At 65.5% G+C, this 23625-nt stretch carries 26 protein-coding genes; 7 read left to right on the top strand and 19 right to left on the bottom strand.

All coding sequences use genetic code 11. The features are described from left to right. Nucleotides 1-39 precede the first annotated feature (39 nt). The 3 genes from ACLKOZ_RS11230 to ACLKOZ_RS11220 all read right to left on the bottom strand — a co-directional run bounded on the left by ACLKOZ_RS11230 (nt 40) and on the right by ACLKOZ_RS11220 (nt 2178). Nucleotides 40-537, bottom strand: coding sequence for a regulatory protein RecX (locus ACLKOZ_RS11230; protein ID WP_436475171.1), 498 nt, complete (start codon nt 535-537; stop codon nt 40-42). Nucleotides 538-706: 169 nt separating this feature from the next. Next, the gene (gene recA, locus ACLKOZ_RS11225; RefSeq protein WP_337352224.1) at nt 707-1762 is read right to left on the bottom strand and encodes a recombinase RecA; all 1056 of its coding nucleotides are present in this window, start codon (nt 1760-1762) and stop codon (nt 707-709) included. A 191-nt stretch (nt 1763-1953) separates the two neighbouring features. Beyond that, complete coding sequence (locus ACLKOZ_RS11220; protein ID WP_337347633.1) at nt 1954-2178, bottom strand: DUF3046 domain-containing protein; 225 nt, start codon at nt 2176-2178, stop codon at nt 1954-1956. A gap of 41 nt (nt 2179-2219) precedes the next feature. On the opposite strand from ACLKOZ_RS11220, the gene ACLKOZ_RS11215 reads away from it, so the two are divergent. Next, nucleotides 2220-2768 carry a MarR family winged helix-turn-helix transcriptional regulator gene (locus ACLKOZ_RS11215; protein WP_337352225.1) on the top strand — a complete coding sequence of 183 codons (549 nt, stop codon included), beginning with the start codon at nt 2220-2222 and terminating at the stop codon, nt 2766-2768. Nucleotides 2769-2820: 52 nt separating this feature from the next. Here the strand turns inward: ACLKOZ_RS11215 and ACLKOZ_RS11210 are convergent, their stop codons facing one another. From ACLKOZ_RS11210 to ACLKOZ_RS11175, 8 genes are all read right to left on the bottom strand, one after another. Continuing rightward, nucleotides 2821-3273 (bottom strand): helix-turn-helix domain-containing protein, encoded by a 453-nt coding sequence (locus ACLKOZ_RS11210; protein ID WP_337347631.1) that lies wholly within the window; start codon nt 3271-3273, stop codon nt 2821-2823. A gap of 151 nt (nt 3274-3424) precedes the next feature. Continuing rightward, the gene (locus tag ACLKOZ_RS11205; RefSeq protein ID WP_436475093.1) at nt 3425-3904 is read right to left on the bottom strand and encodes a CinA family protein; all 480 of its coding nucleotides are present in this window, start codon (nt 3902-3904) and stop codon (nt 3425-3427) included. 42 nt (nt 3905-3946) lie between these two features. Continuing rightward, nucleotides 3947-4570 (bottom strand): CDP-diacylglycerol--glycerol-3-phosphate 3-phosphatidyltransferase, encoded by a 624-nt coding sequence (gene pgsA, locus ACLKOZ_RS11200; RefSeq protein ID WP_337347629.1) that lies wholly within the window; start codon nt 4568-4570, stop codon nt 3947-3949. A gap of 9 nt (nt 4571-4579) precedes the next feature. Beyond that, complete coding sequence (locus ACLKOZ_RS11195; protein ID WP_436475091.1) at nt 4580-7483, bottom strand: DNA translocase FtsK; 2904 nt, start codon at nt 7481-7483, stop codon at nt 4580-4582. 135 nt (nt 7484-7618) lie between these two features. After that, nucleotides 7619-9310 (bottom strand): ribonuclease J, encoded by a 1692-nt coding sequence (locus ACLKOZ_RS11190; protein ID WP_337347627.1) that lies wholly within the window; start codon nt 9308-9310, stop codon nt 7619-7621. 40 nt (nt 9311-9350) lie between these two features. Continuing rightward, entirely contained in the window at nt 9351-10259 is a 909-nt protein-coding gene (gene dapA / locus ACLKOZ_RS11185) for a 4-hydroxy-tetrahydrodipicolinate synthase (RefSeq protein WP_337352229.1), read from the bottom strand. Nucleotides 10260-10359: 100 nt separating this feature from the next. After that, nucleotides 10360-11106 (bottom strand): carbon-nitrogen hydrolase family protein, encoded by a 747-nt coding sequence (locus ACLKOZ_RS11180; protein WP_436475088.1) that lies wholly within the window; start codon nt 11104-11106, stop codon nt 10360-10362. A 48-nt stretch (nt 11107-11154) separates the two neighbouring features. After that, nucleotides 11155-11577 carry a hypothetical protein gene (locus ACLKOZ_RS11175; RefSeq protein ID WP_436475086.1) on the bottom strand — a complete coding sequence of 141 codons (423 nt, stop codon included), beginning with the start codon at nt 11575-11577 and terminating at the stop codon, nt 11155-11157. 123 nt (nt 11578-11700) lie between these two features. Here ACLKOZ_RS11175 and ACLKOZ_RS11170 point away from each other — a divergent pair, with 123 nt between their 5' ends. Continuing rightward, entirely contained in the window at nt 11701-12936 is a 1236-nt protein-coding gene (locus tag ACLKOZ_RS11170; protein WP_436475084.1) for a heparan-alpha-glucosaminide N-acetyltransferase domain-containing protein, read from the top strand. Nucleotides 12937-12949: 13 nt separating this feature from the next. Here ACLKOZ_RS11170 and ACLKOZ_RS11165 read toward each other — a convergent pair whose 3' ends face one another. From ACLKOZ_RS11165 to ACLKOZ_RS11135, 7 genes are all read right to left on the bottom strand, one after another. Beyond that, a complete protein-coding gene (locus ACLKOZ_RS11165) occupies nt 12950-13429 on the bottom strand; it encodes a hypothetical protein (RefSeq protein WP_337347622.1) in 480 nt (159 codons plus the stop codon). Between the two features lie 3 nt (nt 13430-13432). Continuing rightward, nucleotides 13433-14203, bottom strand: coding sequence for a 4-hydroxy-tetrahydrodipicolinate reductase (gene dapB / locus ACLKOZ_RS11160; protein WP_337347621.1), 771 nt, complete (start codon nt 14201-14203; stop codon nt 13433-13435). A 94-nt stretch (nt 14204-14297) separates the two neighbouring features. Further along, a complete protein-coding gene (locus ACLKOZ_RS11155) occupies nt 14298-14759 on the bottom strand; it encodes a molybdenum cofactor biosynthesis protein MoaE (RefSeq protein WP_337347620.1) in 462 nt (153 codons plus the stop codon). Next, on the bottom strand, nt 14749-15276 hold the full coding sequence (locus tag ACLKOZ_RS11150) for a MogA/MoaB family molybdenum cofactor biosynthesis protein (RefSeq protein WP_436475081.1): 528 nt from the start codon (nt 15274-15276) through the stop codon (nt 14749-14751). The genes ACLKOZ_RS11155 and ACLKOZ_RS11150 overlap by 11 nt, the downstream gene beginning before the upstream one ends. Next, nucleotides 15273-15767: a cyclic pyranopterin monophosphate synthase MoaC gene (gene moaC, locus ACLKOZ_RS11145; RefSeq protein WP_337347618.1), complete on the bottom strand. Its 495-nt coding sequence runs from the start codon at nt 15765-15767 to the stop codon at nt 15273-15275. Before moaC ends, ACLKOZ_RS11150 begins: the two co-directional genes overlap by 4 nt. Beyond that, nucleotides 15755-17044: a molybdopterin molybdotransferase MoeA gene (locus ACLKOZ_RS11140; protein WP_436475079.1), complete on the bottom strand. Its 1290-nt coding sequence runs from the start codon at nt 17042-17044 to the stop codon at nt 15755-15757. The genes moaC and ACLKOZ_RS11140 overlap by 13 nt, the downstream gene beginning before the upstream one ends. A gap of 24 nt (nt 17045-17068) precedes the next feature. Beyond that, nucleotides 17069-18496, bottom strand: coding sequence for a molybdopterin-dependent oxidoreductase (locus ACLKOZ_RS11135; RefSeq protein ID WP_436475169.1), 1428 nt, complete (start codon nt 18494-18496; stop codon nt 17069-17071). Nucleotides 18497-18823: 327 nt separating this feature from the next. Between ACLKOZ_RS11135 and moaA the strand changes: the two genes are divergently transcribed. The 4 genes from moaA to ACLKOZ_RS11115 all read left to right on the top strand — a co-directional run bounded on the left by moaA (nt 18824) and on the right by ACLKOZ_RS11115 (nt 21872). Continuing rightward, entirely contained in the window at nt 18824-19951 is a 1128-nt protein-coding gene (moaA, locus tag ACLKOZ_RS11130; protein ID WP_436475077.1) for a GTP 3',8-cyclase MoaA, read from the top strand. Between the two features lie 4 nt (nt 19952-19955). Then, nucleotides 19956-20222: a MoaD/ThiS family protein gene (locus ACLKOZ_RS11125; protein WP_436475075.1), complete on the top strand. Its 267-nt coding sequence runs from the start codon at nt 19956-19958 to the stop codon at nt 20220-20222. Between the two features lie 154 nt (nt 20223-20376). Continuing rightward, nucleotides 20377-21525 carry a hypothetical protein gene (locus ACLKOZ_RS11120; RefSeq protein ID WP_436475073.1) on the top strand — a complete coding sequence of 383 codons (1149 nt, stop codon included), beginning with the start codon at nt 20377-20379 and terminating at the stop codon, nt 21523-21525. A gap of 47 nt (nt 21526-21572) precedes the next feature. Continuing rightward, a complete protein-coding gene (locus tag ACLKOZ_RS11115; protein WP_436475071.1) occupies nt 21573-21872 on the top strand; it encodes an HNH endonuclease signature motif containing protein in 300 nt (99 codons plus the stop codon). A gap of 83 nt (nt 21873-21955) precedes the next feature. Here ACLKOZ_RS11115 and ACLKOZ_RS11110 read toward each other — a convergent pair whose 3' ends face one another. Next, complete coding sequence (locus ACLKOZ_RS11110) at nt 21956-23128, bottom strand: helix-turn-helix transcriptional regulator (RefSeq protein ID WP_436475069.1); 1173 nt, start codon at nt 23126-23128, stop codon at nt 21956-21958. Between the two features lie 157 nt (nt 23129-23285). Between ACLKOZ_RS11110 and ACLKOZ_RS11105 the strand changes: the two genes are divergently transcribed. Continuing rightward, nucleotides 23286-23567 carry a hypothetical protein gene (locus tag ACLKOZ_RS11105; protein ID WP_436475067.1) on the top strand — a complete coding sequence of 94 codons (282 nt, stop codon included), beginning with the start codon at nt 23286-23288 and terminating at the stop codon, nt 23565-23567. The last annotated feature ends 58 nt before the right edge of the window (nt 23568-23625 follow it).

Below are 23625 nucleotides of genomic sequence, written 5' to 3'. Positions count from 1 at the left end.
AACCGACTACCCAAACCGGGGGCGCTTACGCGGACGGGCTTAATCGTCGGGCAGCCCATCCGGCGGACCGTCCGCGCCCGCGGGGCCGGCACGCGAAGCGAGTACCTCGCCCACGATCCTGAATGCCTGCGATGGCTGGTATCCCTTGCGCGCGAGCATGGACGCGAGCCGCCGGGTGGTCTTGTCCCGCTCTGACCGGTCCGACAGGTCCGTGCCCGGACGGAGCTTCCGCTCCACAAGCACGCGGGCCGCGGCTTCCTCGTCCTCATCGGAGAGTTGTTCCAACGCTGCGGCGGCCGTATCAGAATCGATCCCCTTGTCGGCAAGCTCGCGGCGAAGAGCGCCCTTGGCCAGTTTCCGCGACTGTGCCCGACTGCGCACCCACATGTCCGCAAACTCGGCGTCGTCGATGAGCCGCACTTCCTGGAATCGGTCCAGCACGGACTCGGCAACGTCCTCGGGGATGTTGCGCTCCGCCAGCTTTCGCGACAGCTGCAGCCGGCTCTTGGCCGAACTGGTCAGCTGCCGCAGCACTATCGCCCGCGCAACCGAGGCAGGATCCGGTTCCGGGTCTGATGCAACGGAGGAATCCGGGCTGGGCCCGTCCGATCCGAAGCCGGAGCGTCCGCCGCCCCGGCCCCTCCGGCGTCGACCTGGGCCGGTGCCAACGCCCGGGCCCTGCCCGTCCACGAAGTCCGGGGTATCCCTAGAAGCCGTCAACAGCCTTCAGCTTCGGTGTGTCCTTGGACTCCGCCTCGGCAGGCTTGACGCCAACCCCAAGCTTTTCCTTGATCAAGCGCTCAAGCTCGGCAGCGAGTTCCGGGTTGTCACGCAGGAACCGACGGGAGTTCTCCATACCTTGACCCAGTTGGTCGCCGTCGTACGTAAACCATGAACCGGACTTCTTGATGATGCCGTGTTCCACACCCATGTCGATGATGCCGCCCTCGCGGGAGATGCCCTGGCCGTAGATGATGTCGAACTCGGCGATCTTGAAGGGCGGTGCCATTTTGTTCTTGACGATCTTGGCCTTCGTGCGGTTACCGACGGAATCGGCGCCTTCCTTGAGCGTCTGGATGCGGCGCACGTCGATGCGGATGGAGGCGTAGAACTTCAAGGCCTTACCACCGGTGGTGGTCTCGGGGGAACCGAAGAAGACGCCGATCTTTTCGCGGAGCTGGTTGATGAAGATGGCTGTGGTTTTGGTCTGGCTCAGGCGCCCGGTGATCTTACGCAGCGCTTGGCTCATCAGGCGGGCCTGCAGGCCGACGTGGCTGTCGCCCATGTCTCCTTCGATTTCCGCCCGGGGCACCAGCGCCGCCACGGAGTCGATGACGATGACGTCAAGCGAGCCTGAGCCGATAAGCATGTCCATGATTTCCAGGGCCTGCTCGCCGGTATCCGGCTGTGAGACCAGAAGGGCGTCCGTGTCCACGCCCAGCTTGGCGGCGTACTCCGGGTCCAGGGCGTGCTCGGCGTCGATGAAGGCGGCAATACCGCCCTGGCGCTGGGCGTTGGCCACGGCGTGGAGCGCAACGGTGGTCTTACCTGAGGATTCCGGTCCGTAGATCTCCACAACGCGGCCGCGGGGAAGCCCGCCAATTCCGAGGGCGACGTCCAGCGCGATGGATCCGGTGGGGATGACCTCGATGGGGGCGCGGACTTCGTCGCCCAGCCGCATAACCGAGCCCTTGCCGAACTGCTTGTCAATCTGTGCCAGCGCTGCGTCGAGCGCCTTTTGACGATCCGGGGCTGCCGCCATGGTTCACACCTCTAATGCTTTCTCATTGTGGAGTGGCCTCAGCGGCCGTTTCTTGGTCATCTCTGACGCTAATGGCACCCACAGACATTCTCGCCGGATGACATCGGCTATGTGGATAACCCACTACGAAAAGCATAGCTTTACCCGAACAGATATTCGAACAATCCGGCGGCGTGTCAGGTTGGTGGCGGTCAGTCGCGGGCCGGCTTGATGTCCCGGCCCAGGCGACGTTCCGGCGGGACGTCCTGGACGTCACACATCGCCAGCCAGACCTGCCGGGGACTCACTCCCGCGGCGAGTGCCTGGTCCGCGGTACGCCCGCCGACCCCGGCCAGGATCAGGGTACTGCTCAGGACCCGGGAGTAGCCGGAACCGAATTCGTCGTCCATCAGACGCCAGTAGTCACTGATTCGCACCAATAGAGTCTCTCATGGAGCAGGACCCTAGAATTGTTGCCATGAGCAACTCCCCTGACGTTCCCGCTCCTGCCGACCCCGCGGATAACACCGTTGACGCGGCGTTGAAGACTGTGGAGCACCAGATCAGCGTCTTTTGGCGAAGGGCACGGTCCGTCTCCCATCAGCTGTCCCGCCAGGTCCATCCCGACATGGAACCTGCCGCCTACGGGCTGCTGACGGTTATCCGGCGGGAAGGACCCATCCGGCTCACTGACCTTGCCCTGAGTATCGGCGTCGGGAAACCCTCGGTCAGCCGGCAGATCGCGTTCCTGGAGAGCATTGGCCTCATCTCCAAGGAGGCTGACCCCCTGGACGGCCGCGCGCAGGCGATCCGGCTGACGCCCAAGGGCGAAGAAAAAATGCACCAGGTCCAGGACGCCCGGCGTGAAGTCTTCCGCGAACGGCTGGGGGAATGGCCGCTTGAGGATCTGCAGGCACTGGCGAAATACATGGCCAAGCTCAACGCCACCTATGAACGCGATGGCTTCCCCCAGGACGTGGCGCCCGCCAAAACGGAGCCCCAGCCACGAGACACCGAAAGCCTTTAACACAGAAAGCCTCCGGCTGGTGCCGGAGGCTACTGTTAATGGTTCAGGGTGCTTACCGTGCGCCGGAAAGCAGTCCCTTGGAAAGTTCGTTGGTGAGTTCGGCGTTCAGGTCGCGGTCAAGATCGCGGCCGTAGCGCTGCGAGAACTCCTGGGGAACGGTGTCCGGAACAGCCACGCCCTCTGCGACGGCAACGCGGTCGCTGACTTCACGGAGCATGCTGGACAGGGGTACGTCCAGAGCAGAGCAGATCGAGGACAGAAGCTCTGACGAAGCTTCCTTCTGGCCGCGCTCCACTTCACTGAGGTATCCCAGGGAAACACGGGCACTGTGCGAAACTTCGCGGAGAGTACGCCCCTGACGCTGGCGGACATCGCGCAGAACATCACCAATTTCGTGACGAAGTACAACCATCTTGCGCTCCTTCTGTTCGCTCTTGCCCTGATCGGCGAGGCCCACATCCTTCCAGCGGACAACGCCGTTTACGGATACGGGCTGCTTTACCATCTGTATCGCCTTGCTCCTTATAAGTCCGGTTCGCCGTGGAGCGAACCGTGGTGGTGTATTCATCCTAGGCGCCTCCGCTATCCGGAAGCGACACAATGTAATAACTAATGGGTACCAGGATTTGTTCCCGGCTACTTTACCCCCGGTAACTTCAGGAAGATAGGGCCGCGAGGAGGCGCTCCAGCGCAGCGCCGCAGGCTTGGCCCCGGATCTCCGCGCGGTTGCCGGAAAAGCCGTAGTCGAAGGACTCGGTGCCGTCCGCGGTCGCGATCCCGATGTACACCGTCCCCACCGCCTTTCCGTCGTGTTCGTCGGGGCCGGCTACACCCGTGGTGGCAACGCCGATGTCCGAGCCCAAAGCCGTGCGGACGCCGGCAGCCATGGCAGCGGCAACGTCAGCGTCCACGGACCCGGCGGACGCAAGCAGCTCTGGCGAGACACCCAGGACGTTTACCTTGACGGAGTTCTGGTAGGCCACCACTCCGCCCTGCAGCATTCCGGAGGCACCGGCGGTGTCTGCCAGGATGGCGGACACCATTCCGGCCGTCAGGGATTCTGCAGTAGCTACCGTCAGCCCCCGGCCCAAGGCATTCTTGACTGTTTCCCCTGCGAGGTGGTGAAGGTTTGTCATGCCTGCTCCTTGTCTACAATGCCGTGCCGGATCAAGAGCCGCCTACTGGCTGGCAGCGCGTTTGCCCTGCGAACGGAGCCGCAAAGCTTCAACTACATATTCGACGCCGGTCCAGACCGTGATCAGCACGGCCGCCATCATCACGGCGAAAGCCACCCAAGCCAGCCACGGGGCGAGGGCGGCCAGCGGCAGGAGGTAGAGGAAAATCGCGGCGGTCTGAACCACCGTCTTGAGCTTGCCGCCGCGCGATGCCGGGATAACACCGTAGCGGATCACAAAGAAACGCAAGGCCGTGATGCCCCACTCGCGGACAAGGATCACGATAGTGACCCACCACGGCAGTTCTCCAAGGACGGAAAGCATGACCAGCGCTGAGCCGATGAGCAGTTTATCGGCGATGGGATCGGCAATCTTGCCGAAGTCCGTGACGAGGCCGCGGCTCCTGGCGATGTCGCCGTCGAGCTTGTCAGTGTAGATCGCGACGGCGAACGCCAGCACTGCCGCCCAGCGCCACAGCCCCGACTCACTGCGCAGTCCGGGCGCATCGGCCACGAGGAACCAGATGAAGAACGGCACGAGCGCGATGCGCAGCATGGTCAGGATGTTGGGTAGATTCCAGATTCCTGAACTGCTGGAGCCGGCGGCGGTTGCTTCGGTGCTAGTCACCTTCCTAGGCTACCGCCCGGTGAGTGACCAGGCGTCTTCGGAACCGTCCTCGTCGTCGTTATACGAACTGGTGTCCGCCCCATCGAAGTATTCAACGTTCTGGCTGCGCTGGTCCAGGTCCTTGGCAACGAGGTCCTCGGCGTAGCCGCCCTGGGCAATATTGGCGTTGGCGTTATCGCTCAGGGCAGCAGTCTGGGAATCCGGGGCCGCGGGGGCATCCTGGCCCTTCATGGCGGCCAGGACAGCGGCCAGGTCATCCGGTTTCACCAGGACGTCGCGGGCCTTGGAGCCTTCTGACGGGCCAACCACTCCCCTGGATTCGAGCAGGTCCATGAGGCGCCCGGCTTTCGCGAAGCCGACCCGGAGCTTGCGCTGCAGCATGGAGGTGGAGCCAAACTGGGTGGTGACCACGAGCTCCGTGGCCTGCAGCAGGACCTCGAGGTCATCCCCGATGTCGTCGTCGATCTGCTTTTTCTGCGCCTCAGGAGCGACGTCGTCGCGATACACGGCCTTCAACTGGCCCTTGACGTGCTCAACAACCTTGTGGATCTCGGACTCTGTGACCCACGCGCCTTGGACGCGCATGGCCTTGGAGGCACCCATGGGCAGGAAGAGGGCGTCGCCCTGGCCGATGAGCTTCTCGGCGCCAGGCTGGTCCAGGACCACACGGGAGTCGGTCACCGAGGACGTGGCGAACGCCATCCGCGACGGGACGTTGGCCTTAATCAAGCCTGTGACAACATCCACGGACGGACGCTGGGTGGCAAGGACCAGGTGGATGCCGGCGGCGCGGGCAAGCTGGGTGATGCGGACAATGGAATCTTCCACGTCACGCGGTGCCACCATCATGAGGTCCGCGAGTTCGTCCACGATCACCAGCAGGTACGGATAGGGGCGGATGATGCGCTTGGAGTCGACCGGCGGGTGGACCTTACCGGCGCGGACTGCCTTGTTGAAGTCGTCGATGTGCTTGAAACCGTAGTTGGCGAGGTCGTCGTAGCGGGCATCCATCTCACGGACCACCCACTGCAGGGCTTCCGCCGCTTTCTTGGGGTTGGTGATGATGGGCGTGATGAGGTGCGGAACGCCTTCGTAGGCCGTGAGCTCCACGCGCTTGGGGTCCACCATGACCATGCGGACCTCGTCCGGGGTGGCGCGCATGAGGATGGAGGTGATCATGGAGTTCACGAATGAGGACTTACCCGCCCCGGTGGCACCTGCGACGAGCAGGTGGGGCATCTTGGCGAGGTTGGCCACGACGTAGCCGCCTTCAACGTCCTTGCCCACGCCCATCACCATGGGGTGGTCCGTACGGCGGGCGTTCTGGCTGCGGAGCACATCGCCGAGGGAGACAGTTTCGCGGTCCGTGTTGGGGATCTCGATGCCGATGGCCGACTTGCCCGGGATGGGGCTGAGGATCCGGACGTCCGAACTGGCCACGGCGTAGGAGATGTTCTTCGAAAGCGCCGTGACGCGTTCCACCTTGGTGCCGGGCGACAACTCGATTTCGTACCTGGTGACCGTGGGCCCACGGCTGAAGCCTGTCACCTGCGCCTCGACGTTGAACTGGTTGAGGGTTTCAGTCAGGGACGCGACGATGGCATCGTTGGCCTCGGTACGCTCCTTCGGAATGGAGCCAGGCGTCAGGACATCCGAGGATGGAAGCGTGTAGGTGACGTCGCCGGCCAGCGAGAGCTGTTCCGTCCGCTGCGGAATCGGTGTGGGCAACGGCGCCGGGGCGACCGGGTTGGCGGGCACCTTGACCGGGTTCAATGAGCCCGCGGCAACCATGCCGGGCGTCACCAGCGGAATTGCCTCGGTGGCGTTCTCCCCAGCCGATGCCGCAGTTGATGCCGTTCCCAAGCCCTGGGCGGCCTTGATTTTTTCGACGGCGATTTCCGCCTGGGTGGGGCGGCGTACGCCGGGGGCCAGCTGCGGCCCCGAGCCCGGCTTGGGGTCGTTGGCGGGGTCGTCGTCGTCGATGACGGCATGCTCGAACGCTTCGTCCCCCACGTAACCCTCAAGGCCGGCGTCGGGGTCCTCGTCTTTTCCAAACAGACGCCGCTTCTTCTTTTTGGGCGCCGCCGCAGCCGCTGTCTGCTCCAGGTAGCTGCGGTCATGGCCATCCCCGGCCTCGTCCGGATCCTGCAGGTCGATTCCCATCAGGTGCTCGTAGGCTGCCCGGAGTCGCCGCGGAATCGCACCGAACGGCGTGGCCGTAATGATAAGCAGCGACACAAATGCCAGCAGCCCATAAAGGGCCGCCGGTACGGCCGCGTGAATGGCAGCAAGCGGAGAGGCGGCCAGGAAACCCAGCATGCCACCGGCCTGGCGAAGTCCGTCGAAGCCGTCAGCAACAGTGGGCTGGCCGCCAACGATATGGGCCAGGCCGCAGCCGGCGAAAGTCATAATGAGGAAACCGATGCCCACCCGGTTGTTGCCCCGCCCGTCGGACGGCTGCCGGAAGAGACGGAACGCACAAACAAAAAGCATCAGGGGCAGCAGGAGTGACATCCAGCCGAACGTGCCGTTGACCACGCTGTAGACGGCGTCGGGGAACCACCCAGTGAGGCCCCACCAGGCAAAGGTGGCGATGAAGATGCCGAGCCCAAGGTTGAACAGTGCCGCGCCGTCCCGGCGGTCCTCTGCCGGCAGGTCGCTGACGTCGTGGCCGATCCTGCGGACGCCGCCTCCCACCAGGTGGCCAATACCCAGCCACGCACCGCCCACCACGCGCACCGGCCACGGCTGGCGCTCTTCGACGGCAGGCAACTGGCGCGTGCGGGCAGTGCTGGAGGTCCGGCCGGTTTTTGACCCCGTGGAGCCGGCCCCGCGGCCAGTGCTGGTGCCGGATTTGGCACCGGCGGTGCCTCTGGCGGGGCCCTTGGGCGCGGAAGTAGTACGAGTGGCCATAGGTGCCACGCTACCCGAACCACGGCGGAATTCCGCGGATTTCCGGCCTGTTCCGGCCCTCATGTTGCCCAAAGGGAAGGGGCCCGGTTCCGAAGAACCGGGCCCTTCAGTTACTCCACTGGCGGCTCAGGGTTGTTACGCCTCAAGCACCACGGGGATGATCATGGGGCGGCGGCGGAGCTTCCGGTTGACCCAGGTGCCCACCACCCTGCGGACAACCTGCTGCAGCTGGTGGCTGGTGTGGTCGGAGTGGTTCAGCACCGCCTCTTCCAACGCGGCGTTGATCTTGGGGATGATGTCGTCGAAGACAGAATCATCCTCGGCGACGCCACGGGCGTGGATCTCCGGTCCGGAGACCACCTTCCCCGTGGCACGGTTGATCACCGTGATGATGGAAATGAAGCCCTCGTCCCCCAGGACCCGGCGGTCCTTGAGGTCGGCATCCGTGATTTCGCCTACGCTGGAGCCGTCCACGTAGACAAAGCCCACTTCAACCTGGCCAACGACGTCGGCGCGGTGGTCCTTCAGGTCGATCACGGTGCCGTTGTCCGCCAGGATGACGCTGGCAGTGGGGACGCCGGATTCGATGGCGATTTTGCCGTTCGCGATCAAGTGGCGGGTCTCGCCGTGCACCGGCATGGCGTTGAGCGGTTCCAGGATGTTGTAGCAGTACAGCAGCTCCCCCGCGGCGGCGTGCCCGGATACGTGCACCTTGGCGTTGCCCTTGTGGATCACGTCTGCGCCCAGCTTGAGCAGGCCGTTGATGATCCGGAAGACCGCATTCTCGTTGCCGGGGATGAGGCTGGACGCCAGGATGACGGTGTCGCCGTCGCCCACCACCACGCGGTGGTCGCCGTTGGCCATCCTGGACAGGGCAGCCATCGGCTCTCCCTGGGAACCCGTGGACATCAGGACCACGCGGTTATCGGGCAGGTTGTCGATGTTCTTGATGTCGACGATGAGGCCTTCAGGAACGTCCAGGTAGCCAAGCTTCGCCGCGATGGCCATGTTGCGCACCATCGACCGGCCCACGAAGGCAACTTTGCGGTTGTGCTTCGCCGCGGCGTCCAAGACCTGCTGCACGCGGTGCACATGCGAAGAGAATGAGGCCACGATGATGCGCTTGGTGGCCTGGCCGAAGAGCCGTTCCAGGGTGGGACCGATTTCCTTCTCGGCCGTGGTGAAGCCGGGAACGTCCGCATTGGTGGAGTCGGACATAAAGAGATCCACGCCTTCTTCGCCCAGCTTGGCAAAGTGGCGGAGGTCAGTGATGCGTCCGTCCAGCGGCAGCTGGTCCATCTTGAAGTCACCGGTATGCAGGACTGTGCCTCCGGCCGTTCGGATGAAGACTGCCAGGGCATCCGGAATGGAGTGGTTGACCGCGACGAATTCGCATTCGAAGGGGCCGAACTTCTCCACCTGGCCCTCTTCAACCGTCAGGGTGTAAGGACGGATGCGGTGTTCCTGCAGCTTGGCCTCGATCAACGCGAGGGTCAGCTGGGAACCTACCAGGGGGATGTCGGCCCGCAAGCGCAGCAGGTACGGGACGGCCCCGATGTGGTCCTCGTGGCCGTGTGTCAGGACGACAGCCACAATGTCATTGATCCGATCCTCGATATACGAGAAATCGGGCAGGATCAGGTCGACGCCGGGCTGCGTTTCTTCAGGGAACAGAACACCGCAGTCCACCACGAGGAGCTTGCCGTCGATTTCGAACACGGCCATGTTCCGGCCGATCTCCCCGAGCCCGCCCAACGGAACGATCCGAAGGGTGCCTTGCGGCAGGGCGGGAGGGGTAACAAGGCCGGGAAGGGCGATTTGGGTCATAGTGCACTACTTTCCAGGCGGAAGGGTGCCGGTCTTAGCCTTAGGAAAAGACCAGCCCTCCTTCAGCCAAGTCCTCGCGGATGGTTTCGATCTCGGCTTCGTCCGGCTCCACGAGGGGCAAACGGACAATCGAGTTGGGCAGGACTCCCTGCCATTTAAGAATTTGTTTGGCCGCAACGGCTCCCTGGACGCGGGTCATCGTGGCCCGAATGACCGGATAGAGCTCGAAGTTGATCTTCCGGGCCGTTGTGAGGTCGTTCGCGTTGACGGCGTCGATCAGTTCGCGGAAGCGGCGGGTCGCGACGTGCGTGGTGACTCCGACGAGGCCGACGGCGCCCAAGGCCATCCAGGGAAGCGTCAGTCCGTCATCCCCGGAGTAGAAGTAAAGATCGGTTTCCGCCAGGACGCGCGTGGCTGCGGTGAAATCGGCTTTGGCATCCTTGACGGCGACGATGTTCGGGTGCTGCGCGAGGCGGATCATGGTCTCGGGCTCGATCGGAATGGACGAGCGGCCCGGGATGTCGTAGAGCATCACGGGCACATCGGTGGATGATGCGATGGCCTCAAAGTGTGCCCGGACGCCCGCCTGGCTCGGCTTGTTGTAGTAGGGCGTGACGAGCAGGAGCCCGTCCACGCCCAGCGCGGCCGCCTGCTGGGAAAGGTGCACTGAGTGCGCAGTATCATTCGTTCCGGTTCCGGCAATGATGGCGGCGCGATCGCCGACAGCCTCCTTGACAGCACGGAACATGCCGAGGTTTTCCTCATCTGTGAGGGTGGAGGTCTCGCCAGTGGTTCCGGTGACCACCAGGCCGTCGCAGCCGTCATCCACGAGCTTGGTAGCCAACTCTGCCGCCTGTGCGTAGTCCACTGCGCCGTCCTTGGTGAACGGCGTGACCATGGCGGTCAGGAGGGTACCGAGGGCAGGAATGTTCGCGGAGGTGTGAGGCATGGCAAAAACGTTACCCTGTCTGCGGCTGGTTAGGACAATGGCGGAGACGTGATGAACGTCAAATAACGCCCTGCGGTGTCACGTTGTTGCGGCCGCCGGCTCAGCGGAATTTCTGCAGCGCGCTCCGCTGAAGGGTTGCCGTGACCACTTCCGTGCCCCTTCCTGCCGCTTTCTTCATCCGCAGTCCGTCCGGGCCCCAGAAGCCGCTCAGGCCACAGGAGGGGCCCAGCGGGGTTGTTCCGCCAAGGTTGGCCAGGATGCCGAACATCCCGTTGTCCATGGCGCGGGCGCCCAAGTGCAGCTCAAGCCTGTGGTCTTCGTCCTGCGTGTAGACGGCAGAGACGGCATATGCGTCCGCGCCGGCCTCGGCTGCACCGGTGGAATGTTCCGGCACGGCGGCATCGAAGCAGATGGCCAGGCCGATCCTCCACCCGTCAAGTTCCAGGAGGCTGGCACCGCTGCCAGCGACGAAAATGTCCTTTTCCTGGCCGTGCAGGTGCGTCTTGAACGCGGCCTGGGCGGTGCCTTCCGGATGGATGGCCAGCGAAGCCAGCCTCGGGGTACCCCCGGGCTCCCGGTAGGCGCCTCCCACGACGGCGGTAATGCCAGTGCGGCGGCAGATTTCACGGAGATTCTCGAGCCGGTTGTCATCCTGGACCAGCCACGATTCCGGGGATTCCAGGAGGGCCAGGTTATAGCCGGTCAGGGAAAGTTCCGGAAACACAGCCAAGCGGGCGCCGTGGGATTCCGCATCCTCGATCAGCCGGACGTGCTCCATAACGTTGGGCAGAACTCCGCCATCGAGGGCCTGGTACTGGATGGCGGAAACAGTCAGGGCTAGTGTCACCACTTCATCCTAGGGAACAGGCCGGGACCGTGTCAGCGCAGGGCCGTGTCAGGGCGAGGAAACTCCGCCCCGCTGGCGGCCCTGGTCCGCGGGCGGCATGTCCGGGCCGCAGTACCGCCCAACGGCAGCCTCCCGCAGGCCCTCCGCCCAGGCAGCGAGGCGCTGGGCAGCCCTGACGTAGTGGAAAAGCTCCGTGGGCGTCAGGGCGTCCAGATCCGTCTCCGCCAGCCGGCGCGCCAGCTCCGCTCCGGCCGGCTGCGCAGCCAGGGCAATGCCTTCCTGCTGCCACTGGACGTCCTCAGGCGATTCGCCGGCGACGAGCTGGCGGAACAGATAGTCCACAACGCCCGGGCTCATGGCCTTCATCAGACCTGCGGGCGCCGCTGGGCCATCCAGGCTCCTGGTGGTCCGGTTCGATCCCTTCCCCGCCGGAATGGCCGACGGGGGCTGTGGCTGCGATGGGGTGTGCATGCCCACAATGCTATTCGAACATATATTCGAATACAAGGACTCGAGGTCAGTGTCCTGCCTGTTACAGCGCTGCCCCCGGGCGCGTGACTGCCTGGGCCCGGCAACGTGTGAGACGATCGGCTCATGACCTCCCGCGCCACGGCAAAACCATCCAGGGCGCCCCGAAGCTCATCGGCCACGGAACGGCTCCGCGGCATTGACGCGGCCCGGGGGCTGGCCCTCCTTGGCATGATGGCCACCCACCTGCTCCCCACATTCGAGTCCAATGCCGAACTCACGCCAACGTGGATCGGGCTGACATTTTCGGGCCGCGCAGCCGCCCTCTTCGCCGTGCTGGCGGGAATCGGCCTCGCCCTGTCAACGGGAAAGCAGGTACCGGCGGAGGGGGCCAGGCTGGGGGCGGCGCGCCGCGGGATTGCGCTGCGCGCGGCGGTGATTGCCGCCGTCGGACTGACGCTGGGCGGGCTGGAAGTGAACCTGGCTATCATCCTGGTCCACTACGCGCTGCTGTTCCTGTGCGTGCTCCCGTTCCTGGGCCTTCGGCCGAAGGCGCTGTGCGCCTGGGCGGCAGGATGGATCCTGGTTTCGCCGGTCCTTGCCTACCTGCTCCGGCCCTGGCTGCTGGCGTCCAACCCGCCCCTGCACCTTGGGCACAATCCCTCCTGGGAGGACCTGTCCACGCCAGGCCCCTTGTTGGGCGATCTTTTCTTCACCGGTTACTACCCCGTCCTGCAGTGGATGTCCTACCTTTTGGTGGGCCTGCTGATCGGACGCCTTCCCCTGACCAAGGCCCTGGTGCCATGGCTGCTGCTCGCGGGCGGGACGTTGCTGGCCGTCCTTACCAAGTACTTGGGTATTGCCGCGATGGAAAGCTGGGGAGGCAGGGCCGCCCTCGAGGACGTGCTGAATGCGCCCAACTATCCTTTGGACAGCGTGCTCCAGGTCAACCTGACCGGCGTGCCTCAGGAGGGCTCCTGGTGGTGGCTGGCTTCTGCTGCGCCCCACTCCGGCACCGCCCTGGATCTGGCGCACACGTCCGCAGTGGCGGCCGCTGTGGTGGGCGCCTGCCTGCTGCTGGGCAGGCTCGCGGACTGGCTGGACCTGGACTTGCTGCTGCCACTCCGGGGTGCAGGTGCCATGACGCTGACCCTGTACACCGTGCACGTCTGGGTGGTGGCGGGCTTCTACCTGAAGCCGCTCCCTGCTGGATGGACCGAAGACGGGATGTACTTCGCCCATGCTGCCACCGCCATTGTTGTGGGCATGGTTTTTGTCCTGCTGAAGTGGCGGGGCCCCCTGGAGTGGCTGGGCCATGGCGCCAACCGGCTTGGCCGCATGGAGCGGGACACCGGCCGCTGATTCTGCGCAGCGACTACGCGGGAACCTTACCGCGGAACAGCTTCACGGCGTCGCGCATGGACGCCCGGGCACGCTTGCGGTCGCCCGCGGCGTCGTAGGCGCAGCTAAGCCGGAACCAGGAACGCCAGTCCTCAGGAGCTGCCTCAGCCTCTGCCCGGTACTTTTCGAACTCCGCGTCCGCCGCTGAACGGACGATGCGCCCGGCAGGGGTTCGCGGCAGTTCATCCACGGGGAGCCCACCTTCGGCCTCCAAGACCTTCGCCATCTGTTCAGTGCGGGCACCGAAGAGCAGTTCACGGACCATGGCCCACCCGCCAATGATGGGCAGGACCAGGTACGCGGCGCCGATCGCCTTGGCGGCAGGGTTGCTGTCCAGCAACAGCAGGACGGACCGCTGGAAGGACACCACCAGGTAGAACACCAACAGGAGCGTTATGGCACCCACCCAGATCTTGGTGCGGTTCTTCCGGAAGGCGGCCACCACGTCAGCCACGGTTCAGAGCCCCAGATCGAGGTAGCCGTCAAGGCCTACTGTGAGGCCCGGGCGCGAGGAAACATTGCGGACACCGAGCAGTACGCCAGGCATAAAGGAGGCGCGGTCAAAGGAGTCGTGACGGAACGTCAGCTGCTCCCCCGGTCCGCCAAGGAGCACTTCCTGGTGGGCTACCAGCCCCCGGAGGCGGACGCTGTGGACGCGGACACCATCCACCTCGCAGCCCCTGGCACCGGCGAGTTCGCTGGTGGTGGCATCGGGGCTGGGCGGCACATCAGCAGCTTGTCGCTCGGCGGCAATGAGCTGGGCGGTGCGCACGGCGGTGCCCGACGGCGCATCCACCTTGTCCGGGTGGTGCAGTTCGATGATTTCCACTGACTCGAAGTACTTGGAAGCCTTGGCCGCGAACGCGGAGGCCAGCACGGAGCCGAGTGCAAAGTTGGGGGCGATCAGCACACCGGTTTCCGGGTGCTCCGCGAGAAGTGTTTCCAGGGCGGCGAGACGGCCGGTGTCCCAGCCGGTGGTGCCCACTACGGCATGCATTCCGTGCTCGACGGCGAACCGGATGTTCGCTTCGGTGCTCTCCGGAACCGTCAGGTCCACCACGACTTCGGCACCCGATGCGGTCAACTGCTCCAGGGAGTCGCGACGCCCGAGCGCTGCGACCAGCTCCAGGTCTGAGGCGGCTTCAACGGCCTTGACGGCTTCGGCGCCCATGCGTCCGTTGGCGCCCAGGACGGCGACGCGCCGGGGAGCGGAAAGTTGTTGGGTCATGCCGTTAACCCTACCGTCGGGCCGGCCGCGGGATGGAACCGAAGGCTGTGCGTTACCTCCCACTGTGGGCCGGCAGGCAGGAGCAACCGGTAGCTCAGCTGCCCGCGCCCACCCACTCAACCGTGCCGTCGGCGAAGAACTGTTCCTTCCAGATGGGCACCTGCTCCTTGATTCGGTCCACCAGTTCGGAGCAGACCGCAAAAGCCTGGCCCCGGTGCGCCGCCGAAACCGCGCACACCAGCGCGGGATCGCCGATTTCCAGCATGCCGATGCGGTGGGCAGCCCAGATCCGCACCGGCTGGGTGGAGGAGCCCTCGCCCGCGTGTTCGGCAACGAGCCGGGCGACGACGTCGGCCATCACCTGGTGGGCCGTGGGGTGGGCGCTGTAACTGAGCCGCTCGACTTGCTTGCCGCCGTCGTGGTTCCTCACCACGCCGCTGAAGCTGACCACTGCCCCGGCGGTATCCGATTCGACGGCCGCGATGGCCTGGTCCACGGAGATGGGCTCGGAGCTCAGGACTGCGTGGACTACCTCGAACATGGATTCAGTGCCCATGGCCGCCCTCCAACTGGTCGCAAAGGTGCCCGATCACGGGGTCCAGGACGGACAGTCCGTCCATGACGCCCTTGGGTGAACCGGGCAGGTTGACGATGAACGTGCCGCCGTGCGCGCCGGCATGGCCGCGGCTGAGCGCTGCAAGCGGTGTTTTGGCCGCCCCTGCCCGCCGGATGGCCTCCATGATGCCCGGGATTTCCCGGTCCAGCAGGGGCAACGTGACGTCGGGCGTGCGGTCGTCCGGGCTGAGCCCGGTGCCGCCGCTGGTAATCACGACGGCGGGACGCTGGGTGAGCAGCGCCCTGATCGCCGCGCCCACGGGCTCGCCATCAGGCACCACCATGGCAGGGAACGCCTCGAAGCCGTGCTCGGTGAGCCAGTCGATGATGACCGGGCCGGTTTCGTCCTGGTAGATCCCGGCCGCGGCGCGTGTGGACGCGATGACCACGCCGGCCTTCCGGCCCTGGACGTCGCCATGCCGGTCCGGCTCCGGCAGGAAAGTACTTTCAGTGCTCACAGTTTCCAATCCCCGCTCTTGCCGCCGCTTTTCGCCAGCACCTTGATGTCCGTCAGTACAGCGTGCTTGTCCACGGCCTTGATCATGTCGTACACACTGAGGGCGGCAACGGAGGCCGCCGTGAGGGCCTCCATCTCCACGCCGGTGACTCCCCGGGTCTTGACCGTGGCCAGGATGGCGACCGAATCCGCCCCCAGCTCGAAATCCACGGTCACCTTGGACAGTGGCAGTGGATGGCACAGCGGGATGAGGTCGGGGGTCTTTTTGGCAGCCATGATGCCGGCGACGCGGGCCACCGCCAGGGCGTCACCCTTGGGCAATCCGCCCGATCCGAGCAGGCCCAGGACTTCTGCAGTGGTGTTGACGGTGGCCGTGGCGGTGGCTTCCCGGGTGGTTTCGGCTTTCTCCGACACGTCCACCATCTGCGCACTGCCGTCCTGGCGCAAATGCGTCAGCACTGGGGGGCTTTGTTCTGAATTCACAACATCCATACTTCCACCTCGTCACCCTCCACGAGAGCCGAGAGCCCAACAGGGACGTGCACCAGGGCGTTGGATCCTGCCAGTGCGTGCATCAGGTGGGAACTTTCGCCGCCTTCCAGCCTGACTGTGCCATCGTTGTGGAGGCTTCCGCGGCGGACCTGGTGCTTGTGGGCGGGTGAGGTGAGGCTGTGCGCCAGCCGGGCCCGGACTGGTGTCCGGTGCGCGGGCGCTCCAAAGAGCTCGGACAACACCGGCCGCAGGAACATTTCGAAAGACACCAGGCAGCTCACCGGATTCCCAGGAAACCCTAGGAAGGGCACGCCCTCGAACGTGCCAATGCCCTGCGGCCCTCCCGGCTGCATGGCGACGTGAACGAAGTCGGCGCCCTGCCCCTCAAGCACCTGGCGTACCACCTCGTAAGCCCCCATGCTCACGCCGCCCGTAGTGACGATCAGGTCCACCGAAGACGCGTGGCTGCCCAGCAGCGCCTGCAGTTCACCGGGGCTGTCCGTGGCAATCCGCGTGCGCACCACCGTCAGTCCTGCCTGGCGCATGGCGCTCTCCAGCAGGGTTCCATTGGAGTTGTAGATTTTGCCGGCTGGCAGCGGCTGGCCGGGTTCCACCACTTCATCGCCCGTGGTGACCAAAAGGACTGTCAACCCCTTGTGCACGGTCACTTCGTCGATACCCAGCCCTGCCAGGAGCCCCAATTGGGCCGGTCCGAGGAAGGTCCCTGTAGCCAGCGCCTGCTCTCCCGCGGCGAGGTCGCTGCCGACGGACCGCACAAACGTTCCAGACGCCGTGGATGGCAGCCACACAGTGCTGTCCGTTTCCGGGTCCGGGAACCGGTCCGGTACTGCTTTCTCGACGGGGACGACGGCGTCCGCGCCGGCCGGGATCATGGCGCCGGTCATGATCGGGGCGGCCCAGCCCGGCTCCAATGGCGCCGGCATGGCACCGGCCGGAACGGGGGCAGCCACACGGAGCTCCGCGCCGCCGTCGGGCATTGCTGCACTGTTGACGGCAAAACCGTCCATTTGCGAGTTAGCGAACGGCGGCAGGCTGACCGGCGCCGTCACCTCGTGCGCCAGGCCCCTGCCCAGTGCATCCCGCAAGGCCACCCGTTCAGTGCGGCCCGCAGCCCGCAGCGGTGCCAGCAGCTCCACGACAGCCGTTCGGTGCTCCTCCACCGACCTGGCGCTGTGGTTACCTGTGCGGTGCGAGCCGCCGGAGGGGGCGCCGTCGTGGGCGGGCGCGTGGCCGTGCGGATGCGGGACACTGGGCATGTGACTGCTTTCGGTTGCGGCCAGTTACGGGTTCACGTCAACTCTAATGGTGTGGAAGCCGGTGGCTCCGTCGGGCGCAACGGCCCGGCGTTCCTCTGCCTGCGGTTCGCCATCCAGGTCGGTGGCGCGCACTTGGACCTCATACTGGCCTGGGCTCAGTTCGATCCCGCACTTCCACTGATACCAGGTGTCCACCGAGATCCCGGGGGCAAGCTTGGCCTCCTGCCAGGCACCCCTGTTGACACGCACCTCCACCTTGCCGATCCCGGTGTGCTGGGCCCAAGCCACTCCGCCGAACATGACCGTGCCCGTGGTGACCGCCCGGCCGCTGCGCGGCACGTCGATCCGGGACGACGTTTTGATGGGGCCGTGGTCCGACCAGCCACGGGTTGTCCAGTAGGCGACGTCGTCCGCGAACCTGGTGACCTTCAGTTCCGTGAGCCATTTGGTGGCTGATACGTAGCCGTAGAGCCCGGGGACCACGAGACGCACGGGAAACCCATGCTCCAGCGGCAGCGGCTCACCGTTCATTCCGATGGCCAGGATGGCGTCCCGGCTGTCAGTGAGGACGTCCAGGGGCGTGCTCGCCGTCCAGCCGTCGGTGCTCCTGGAGAGGACCATGTCCGCGTCCGGCCGCGGCCGGGCCAAGGCAAGGAGTTCGCGGACCGGCCAGCCCAGCCAGCGGGCATTGCCGATCAAATCGCCGCCCACCTCATTGGACACGCAGGCGATGGTCACGTGCCGTTCGATCAGGGGCTTGGCCAGCAGTTCGTCGAAGGTCAGTTCGACTTCCTCAGCCACGAGGCCGGTGACGCGCAGGACCCATTTCCCGGGATCAATCGCGGGCACGGCGAGGGCTGTGTCGATTCGGTAGAAGTCGATGTTGGGCGTTACCAACGGTTCCATGCCGTCAAGCCCTACCTCCGCGCCGGACGGAATGGGCGGCGCGGCCGATCCCGCGGCAGGGAGCCGAAGCTGCTGGCGGGCTTCGTTCACAAGGGTGGCCGCACCCCGCCACACCGTGGCGAGGGCTCCGCCCAGCGCGGTGACCGCCGCCCCGCCGGCCAGGAACTGCAGGAAGCTTCGCCGGGGCTGCCCTGCGACTTCGGCATTAGCCGCGTTGTCCAGCCACCTGTGCAGCCTGCCGGTCAAAACACGCAGCAGAATCACCGCTGCCAGCACTACCAGCAACGGAACCGCGACGGCGGCAGGGGTCGCCTGCTGCCTGGTCAGCACAGCGGCCGCTCCGGCGAGCCCAAAGACAGCAATCACCAGCGCGCCTGCAAAACGCCTGCGGTATTCGAGGACTCCCGCCAATGCAGCCAACGCGGCGATGACGAGTGCCATCCCCACCAGCAACGCCACTTTGTCGGACGTGCCAAACACCGCAATGGCCCAGTCCTTCACTGCAGGCGGCACGGCGTCAATCACGGCTCCACCGACCGCGGTCATGGGAGATACGGCCGGGCTCACCAGGCCGGCGACCAGCTCTCCGAACACCACCCCGCCGCCCACCGCCACCACTCCGGAAGCCGCGGCCCAGCGGGCGCTCCGGTTGCCTGCACCGGCGGTTCCTGGCGTTGCCGGGGGTCGAGTGCCGCCGTCGGCCGTTCCCTCACTGCGCTCGGGTTTGTCCACAACTCCAGCATAGGTTCGCCCGCCCCCGGCGGCACTGGCCAGGCGCGAAGGCTTCGCTGATTTGCGGAGACTGGTATGTCAGTCGCGGTTCACTGCGTCACGGACGTCCTGCCCGGGCGAAAGTTGGCGTAGCCTGAATTCATGAGTGTTCAGCTTGGCATGCCGCAGCCACGCGACGCCGCAGGCGCCTCCCTGCCGCCCAGGCCTGCCGCGCGCCCTGCCGATGCCCCTGCGGGACTGGTGGACCGCTACGGCCGCAGGGCAACGGACATGAGGCTGTCGCTGACGGACAAGTGCAACCTGAGGTGCACCTACTGCATGCCTGCCGAGGGCCTGGAGTGGCTGGCCAAGCAGGCGGTCATGTCAGCTGAGGAGATCGTTCGGATTGTCCGAATCGGCGTCGACAGGCTGGGGGTCAGGGAGCTTCGGCTGACCGGCGGCGAACCTCTTGTTCGGCATGACCTCGTGGAAATCATCGCCGCGCTCCGGAACAACCACCCCGACTTGCCGATCTCCATGACTACCAACGGGGTGGGCCTGACCAAAAAGGCCGCCGCGCTGAAGGCGGCTGGGCTAACCCGCATCAACGTCTCCCTGGACTCGCTGCATGAGGAGACCTTCACCAAGCTGACCCGCAGGCCATTCCTGGACCAGGTGCTGGCCGGGGTGGATGCTGCGTGGGCTGCCGGCCTGGGTCCGGTCAAACTCAACGCCGTACTCATGCGGGGCATTAACGACGCGGAGTCGCCGTCGCTGCTGGCATGGGCGCTGGACCGAGGTTACGAGCTGCGCTTCATCGAGCAGATGCCCTTGGACGCCGATCACGGCTGGACCCGGCGGAACATGATCACTGCTGCCGAGATCCGTTCCCTGCTTTCCGCGGACTACGTCCTGAGCCCGGACCCGCGTGCCCGCGACGGTGCCCCCGCGGAACGCTTTGAAGTACGACGCCGGGTGGCCGGGTCTGAGGACGCGCTCGGGCCCGTGCTGGGCACCGTGGGAATCATCGCCTCCGTCACTGAGCCGTTCTGTTCTGATTGCCGTAGGACCCGGATCACCGCCGAAGGCAAGATCATGAGCTGCCTTTTCTCCAGGGAAGAGTTTGACCTCCTGGGGCTCCTGCGGGAGGGGGCCAGCGATGACGCCCTGGCCGAACGGTGGCAGGACGCCATGTGGGTTAAACCCAAGGCCCACGGCATGGACCACGTGGGACTGGACGCCCCGGATTTCGTCCAGCCTGACCGCAGCATGAGCGCCATCGGAGGCTGAATTCTTGAACGTACGATACTTCGCTGCCGCGCGCGCCGCTGCCGGTGTGGAAGAGGAGCAATTCGAGCTGCCCGTTGGCGCCACGGTTGAGTCGCTGCTCGAGGCCGTGCTGGCTGTGCAGCGCCCCGAACCTCCGGCCGGAACTCCTCCTCTGCCGCGCATCCTCTCACGGAGCAGCTTCCTGCTCAACGAGGTGGCTGTGCGGGACCGAAGTGTGGCACTTCAGCCAGGAGATGTGGTGGACGTCCTCCCGCCGTTCGCCGGCGGCTAGGCAACTTCCGTTTCCGCTCGTTCTGTTTACACTCGCGCGAACGCAAACTTGCCGGCTTCGCGGGCGCAGCCAAAGCTTGGACGGGGCCGGGAGGTTATCCACATAGCGTGGTTGCTGTGCTGTTTTTGTTGGCGGGTCGCTGGATGATGGGGGTATGGAGAGATCGACAGCGGACGGTGCCTTAGAGGCCCTTATGGCTTCTGCCGCTGCGCTTGCCGTCGTTGTCCCAGGCCCGGGATCCGCTGCTGAATGCGTTCCGGATCCGCTGCGGGCTCAGGCTGATGGCTGGCTGGACTCCCTTCAGGAGGCGTGCCGGCTGCAGGCTGCTACGGCTGCCTTTATCGTTCACGCCGCTGCCGGGTTCGCCGACGCAACCCGGGCGATGTCCCCTCCGGATGAGCAGCCGCACCAGCGCCTTGCCCTGGAGATGGGCATCGTCTCCGAACTCGCGTGTGTGATGACGGTGAGCGAACGCTCCGCCTCGGCCCTGTTGGCGCAGGCCCATGAACTGACCACTGCCCTGCCGTTGACGCTGGAGGCGTTGCAGAAGGGGTCGATGTCATGGCAGCACGCAAGGGCCATGGTCGACGAAGCGGCCAGCCTGGACCCCGCCGGGGCGGCTGCGTTGGAAGCCCACTTCCTGGACCCGGACGCACCAGACGCAGCCAAGAGGTGCCCGGCCGGTGACCTGGTCCCGTCCCGATTCCGGCACAAGGCCCGGACCTGGCGGGAACGGCACCACCCGGTCAGTATTGAAAAGCGCCATGCCAGGAGTGTGTTGGACCGGCGGTTGGAGTACGTCCCGGACCGGGACGGCATGGCCTGGCTTTCGGCCTACCTTCCCGCGGACCAGGCGGCCGGGATCTGGAACGGCATCACCGCCACCGCCCGGGCCCTCCAGGGCCCGGCCGAGGACCGGACCCTGACCCAGCTCCGCGCCGACATCGCCGCCCAACTGCTCCTCAGCGCCGGCTTCACCCCCAGCACCACGGCCAGCAGCCCGGCAGATGGCAGCACCGACACGGCCCCCGGAAACGTGTTGGTCATCGACGTGGACGCGGTCCCTGCGCCCTCACCCGCTGCGCAGGTCCTGGTGACGGTGCCGGTGTTCGCGCTGATGGGGCTGACGGACGAACCTGCCGATCTTGACGGGTACGGGCCGATCCCGGCGTCCATGGCCGGAAGCTGGTCGCTGACGGGTCGTCCTCATTCCGCCGAATACTGGTTGACCCCCGTGATGGGGCGCCGCTGGAGATCGGCCGCCAAAGCTACCGCATCCCGCCGGCGATGCGGCAATGGCTAAGACTTCGGGATCGGCAGTGTTCGTTTCCTGGCTGCAACAACCAGTCCTTGGACAACGAAGCGGACCACATTCTGGCTTGGGCTGACGGCGGGACCACCGGCCTATCCAACCTCGGGCAACTTTGCCGCAAACACCACCGGCTCAAGCACACCACAACCTGGACCCCCACCGGCGCCTGCAATGACAAACCACCCGGCTGGACATCACCCACCGGCAGGCACTACCCGAGCGAACACCACGACTGGGAACCACCCCAACTGCCTGCTGCGGTGCAGGATGCAGTGAACGATCGGAAACGTGAGCCTTCCCTGGACCTGGAACATGTCCCCGATCCGGACCTGCGATAGCAAAAGTCCGCGGACCCAGCTGGTAGTAGATCCGTACGCGTGCTGTACGGAGAATGGCCGAACTGTGCTGTTGCCGAGGATTGTCACTCTTGGGGTGATGTTCCGGGTGCGCCAAGGACAATTCCGAGTGCTATGGCCAGCAGTGCTGCGCGGCTCCGCACCCCACAGTTTTCAAAGATCTGTTTGAACTGGTCCTGGACCGTATAGGCACTTGTACCCTGGATCTCAGCCATGGCCGCTGTGCTCGCGCCCGTGGACGCGAGCTCCAAGAGTTCCCGTTGGCGCGGCGTCAGGCCGAAAGACCGCGCAAACATGTCCAGCCTGGCCGCCGGAGGGCACTCCTGGATGGTCACGGCCAAGGGCGGTGTTGAACCGTAACCTGCAGACGCCATCCGGCTAGCCCTCAGCATGGCCCACCTGCCGGAGCCGATGTGCACACGGGCTGCTGCATCATGATCATCGACGCCCGCCTCCCGCGCCAGCAGTTGTGCAGCCACATTCAGGACCTCAGCCGGCACGGCCTGATAGGGGCGCGGCCCGGGCTGAAGCAACTCCAGCCATTCCCTGGTCGACGCCGTCTCGCCCACGACCGCCATCTCTTCGTCCAGGGTGAGCACGGCCTGCGGCGGCAGCTCACCGCGCCCCTTGTCGCCATTCGGTAGCGTCGCGACTGGATCGTCCGGTAGACGGCGCTTGTCCCTCTTAATCGCCTCGAATTGCCGGGCTATCGACCGTCGCAAGGCGGGCGTCAGCTCCTTTGCCACGTCAGCGAGATACCCGGCTTCTGTGGCAGAAAATGGGTCTTGGCCATCCCGCCGCCACAGGTCGAGCCACCCCCAGCACCCGTGTTTGTCCGCAAAGACAGTGGACAGGACATCCGCGATTCCGTATCGCCTCAGGACGCCGTTCCACAGCAGGCTCTTGGACAGGTCACCATCGGTGGCGTGCAGCAAAGTTGTGGCCTGCGCCCCCGAAGCCGCCAGGCCGGTCCATCTGGCTGGCAACGACACGTACTTCAGCCGGATAACCAGCGGCAATTCCTCCGGGCACGGAATTCGCGCGCGCGGTGCAATGCCGGTAGCGGTCACCGGATCACAGAGGGGCCAGACGAAGGCATCAAACGGCACTATCCGGCCCACCTCAGCCAGTACCTCGACGCGCAGGGCCTGATGGTCCAGGTTGGAATCGCCGGGGGTCAAGTCGCCCAGGAGCCGAATCCGATCCAGGCTCCGGGTGAGCGTCCAGGCAGTGGTCATTTCCCCAGTATGCGCCCGAGTTCAGCCGCCAACGCGTCGACCGGCGTACTCCAGATTTCTGGGATACCGGCAACCGGGAGGTGCGCCTACTTTGGGCAGTGTCCATGAAAATTGACGCCGGAACAGATGGCCGTCGGACCCTAAGGAGAATGCCGAAATGTTCACCCTCCAGATAGAACACAGCATCAAGGATTTTGAGATGTGGAAGGCCGCTTTTGACCGCGATCCGGTGAACCGCGCGGCCTCGGGGGTAGTGTCCCACAGGGTATGTCGGCCGGTGGACGACGCCCACTATGTGGTGGTGGAACTGGACTTCGCCGCGCTCGAGCAGGCCGAGCAGTTATTGGCAAACCTCAAGGCCACAGTGTGGAATTCGCCAGTCGCCGCTCCCGCCTTGGCCGGGGCGCCACGGACGCGGATTCTGGAAACCGCTGGCTGAGGGTCGCGCTTTCACCGCGCCCAACTGTACGTTCACGGCAATTGCGAGCCGCACTTTA

This window comes from Arthrobacter sp. R4, from assembly GCF_051365025.1.
Taxonomy (GTDB): Bacteria; Actinomycetota; Actinomycetes; order Actinomycetales; family Micrococcaceae; genus Arthrobacter.
The sequence above is the reverse complement of the archived record's forward strand: the minus strand, read 5'-3'. Positions and strand labels throughout refer to the sequence as shown.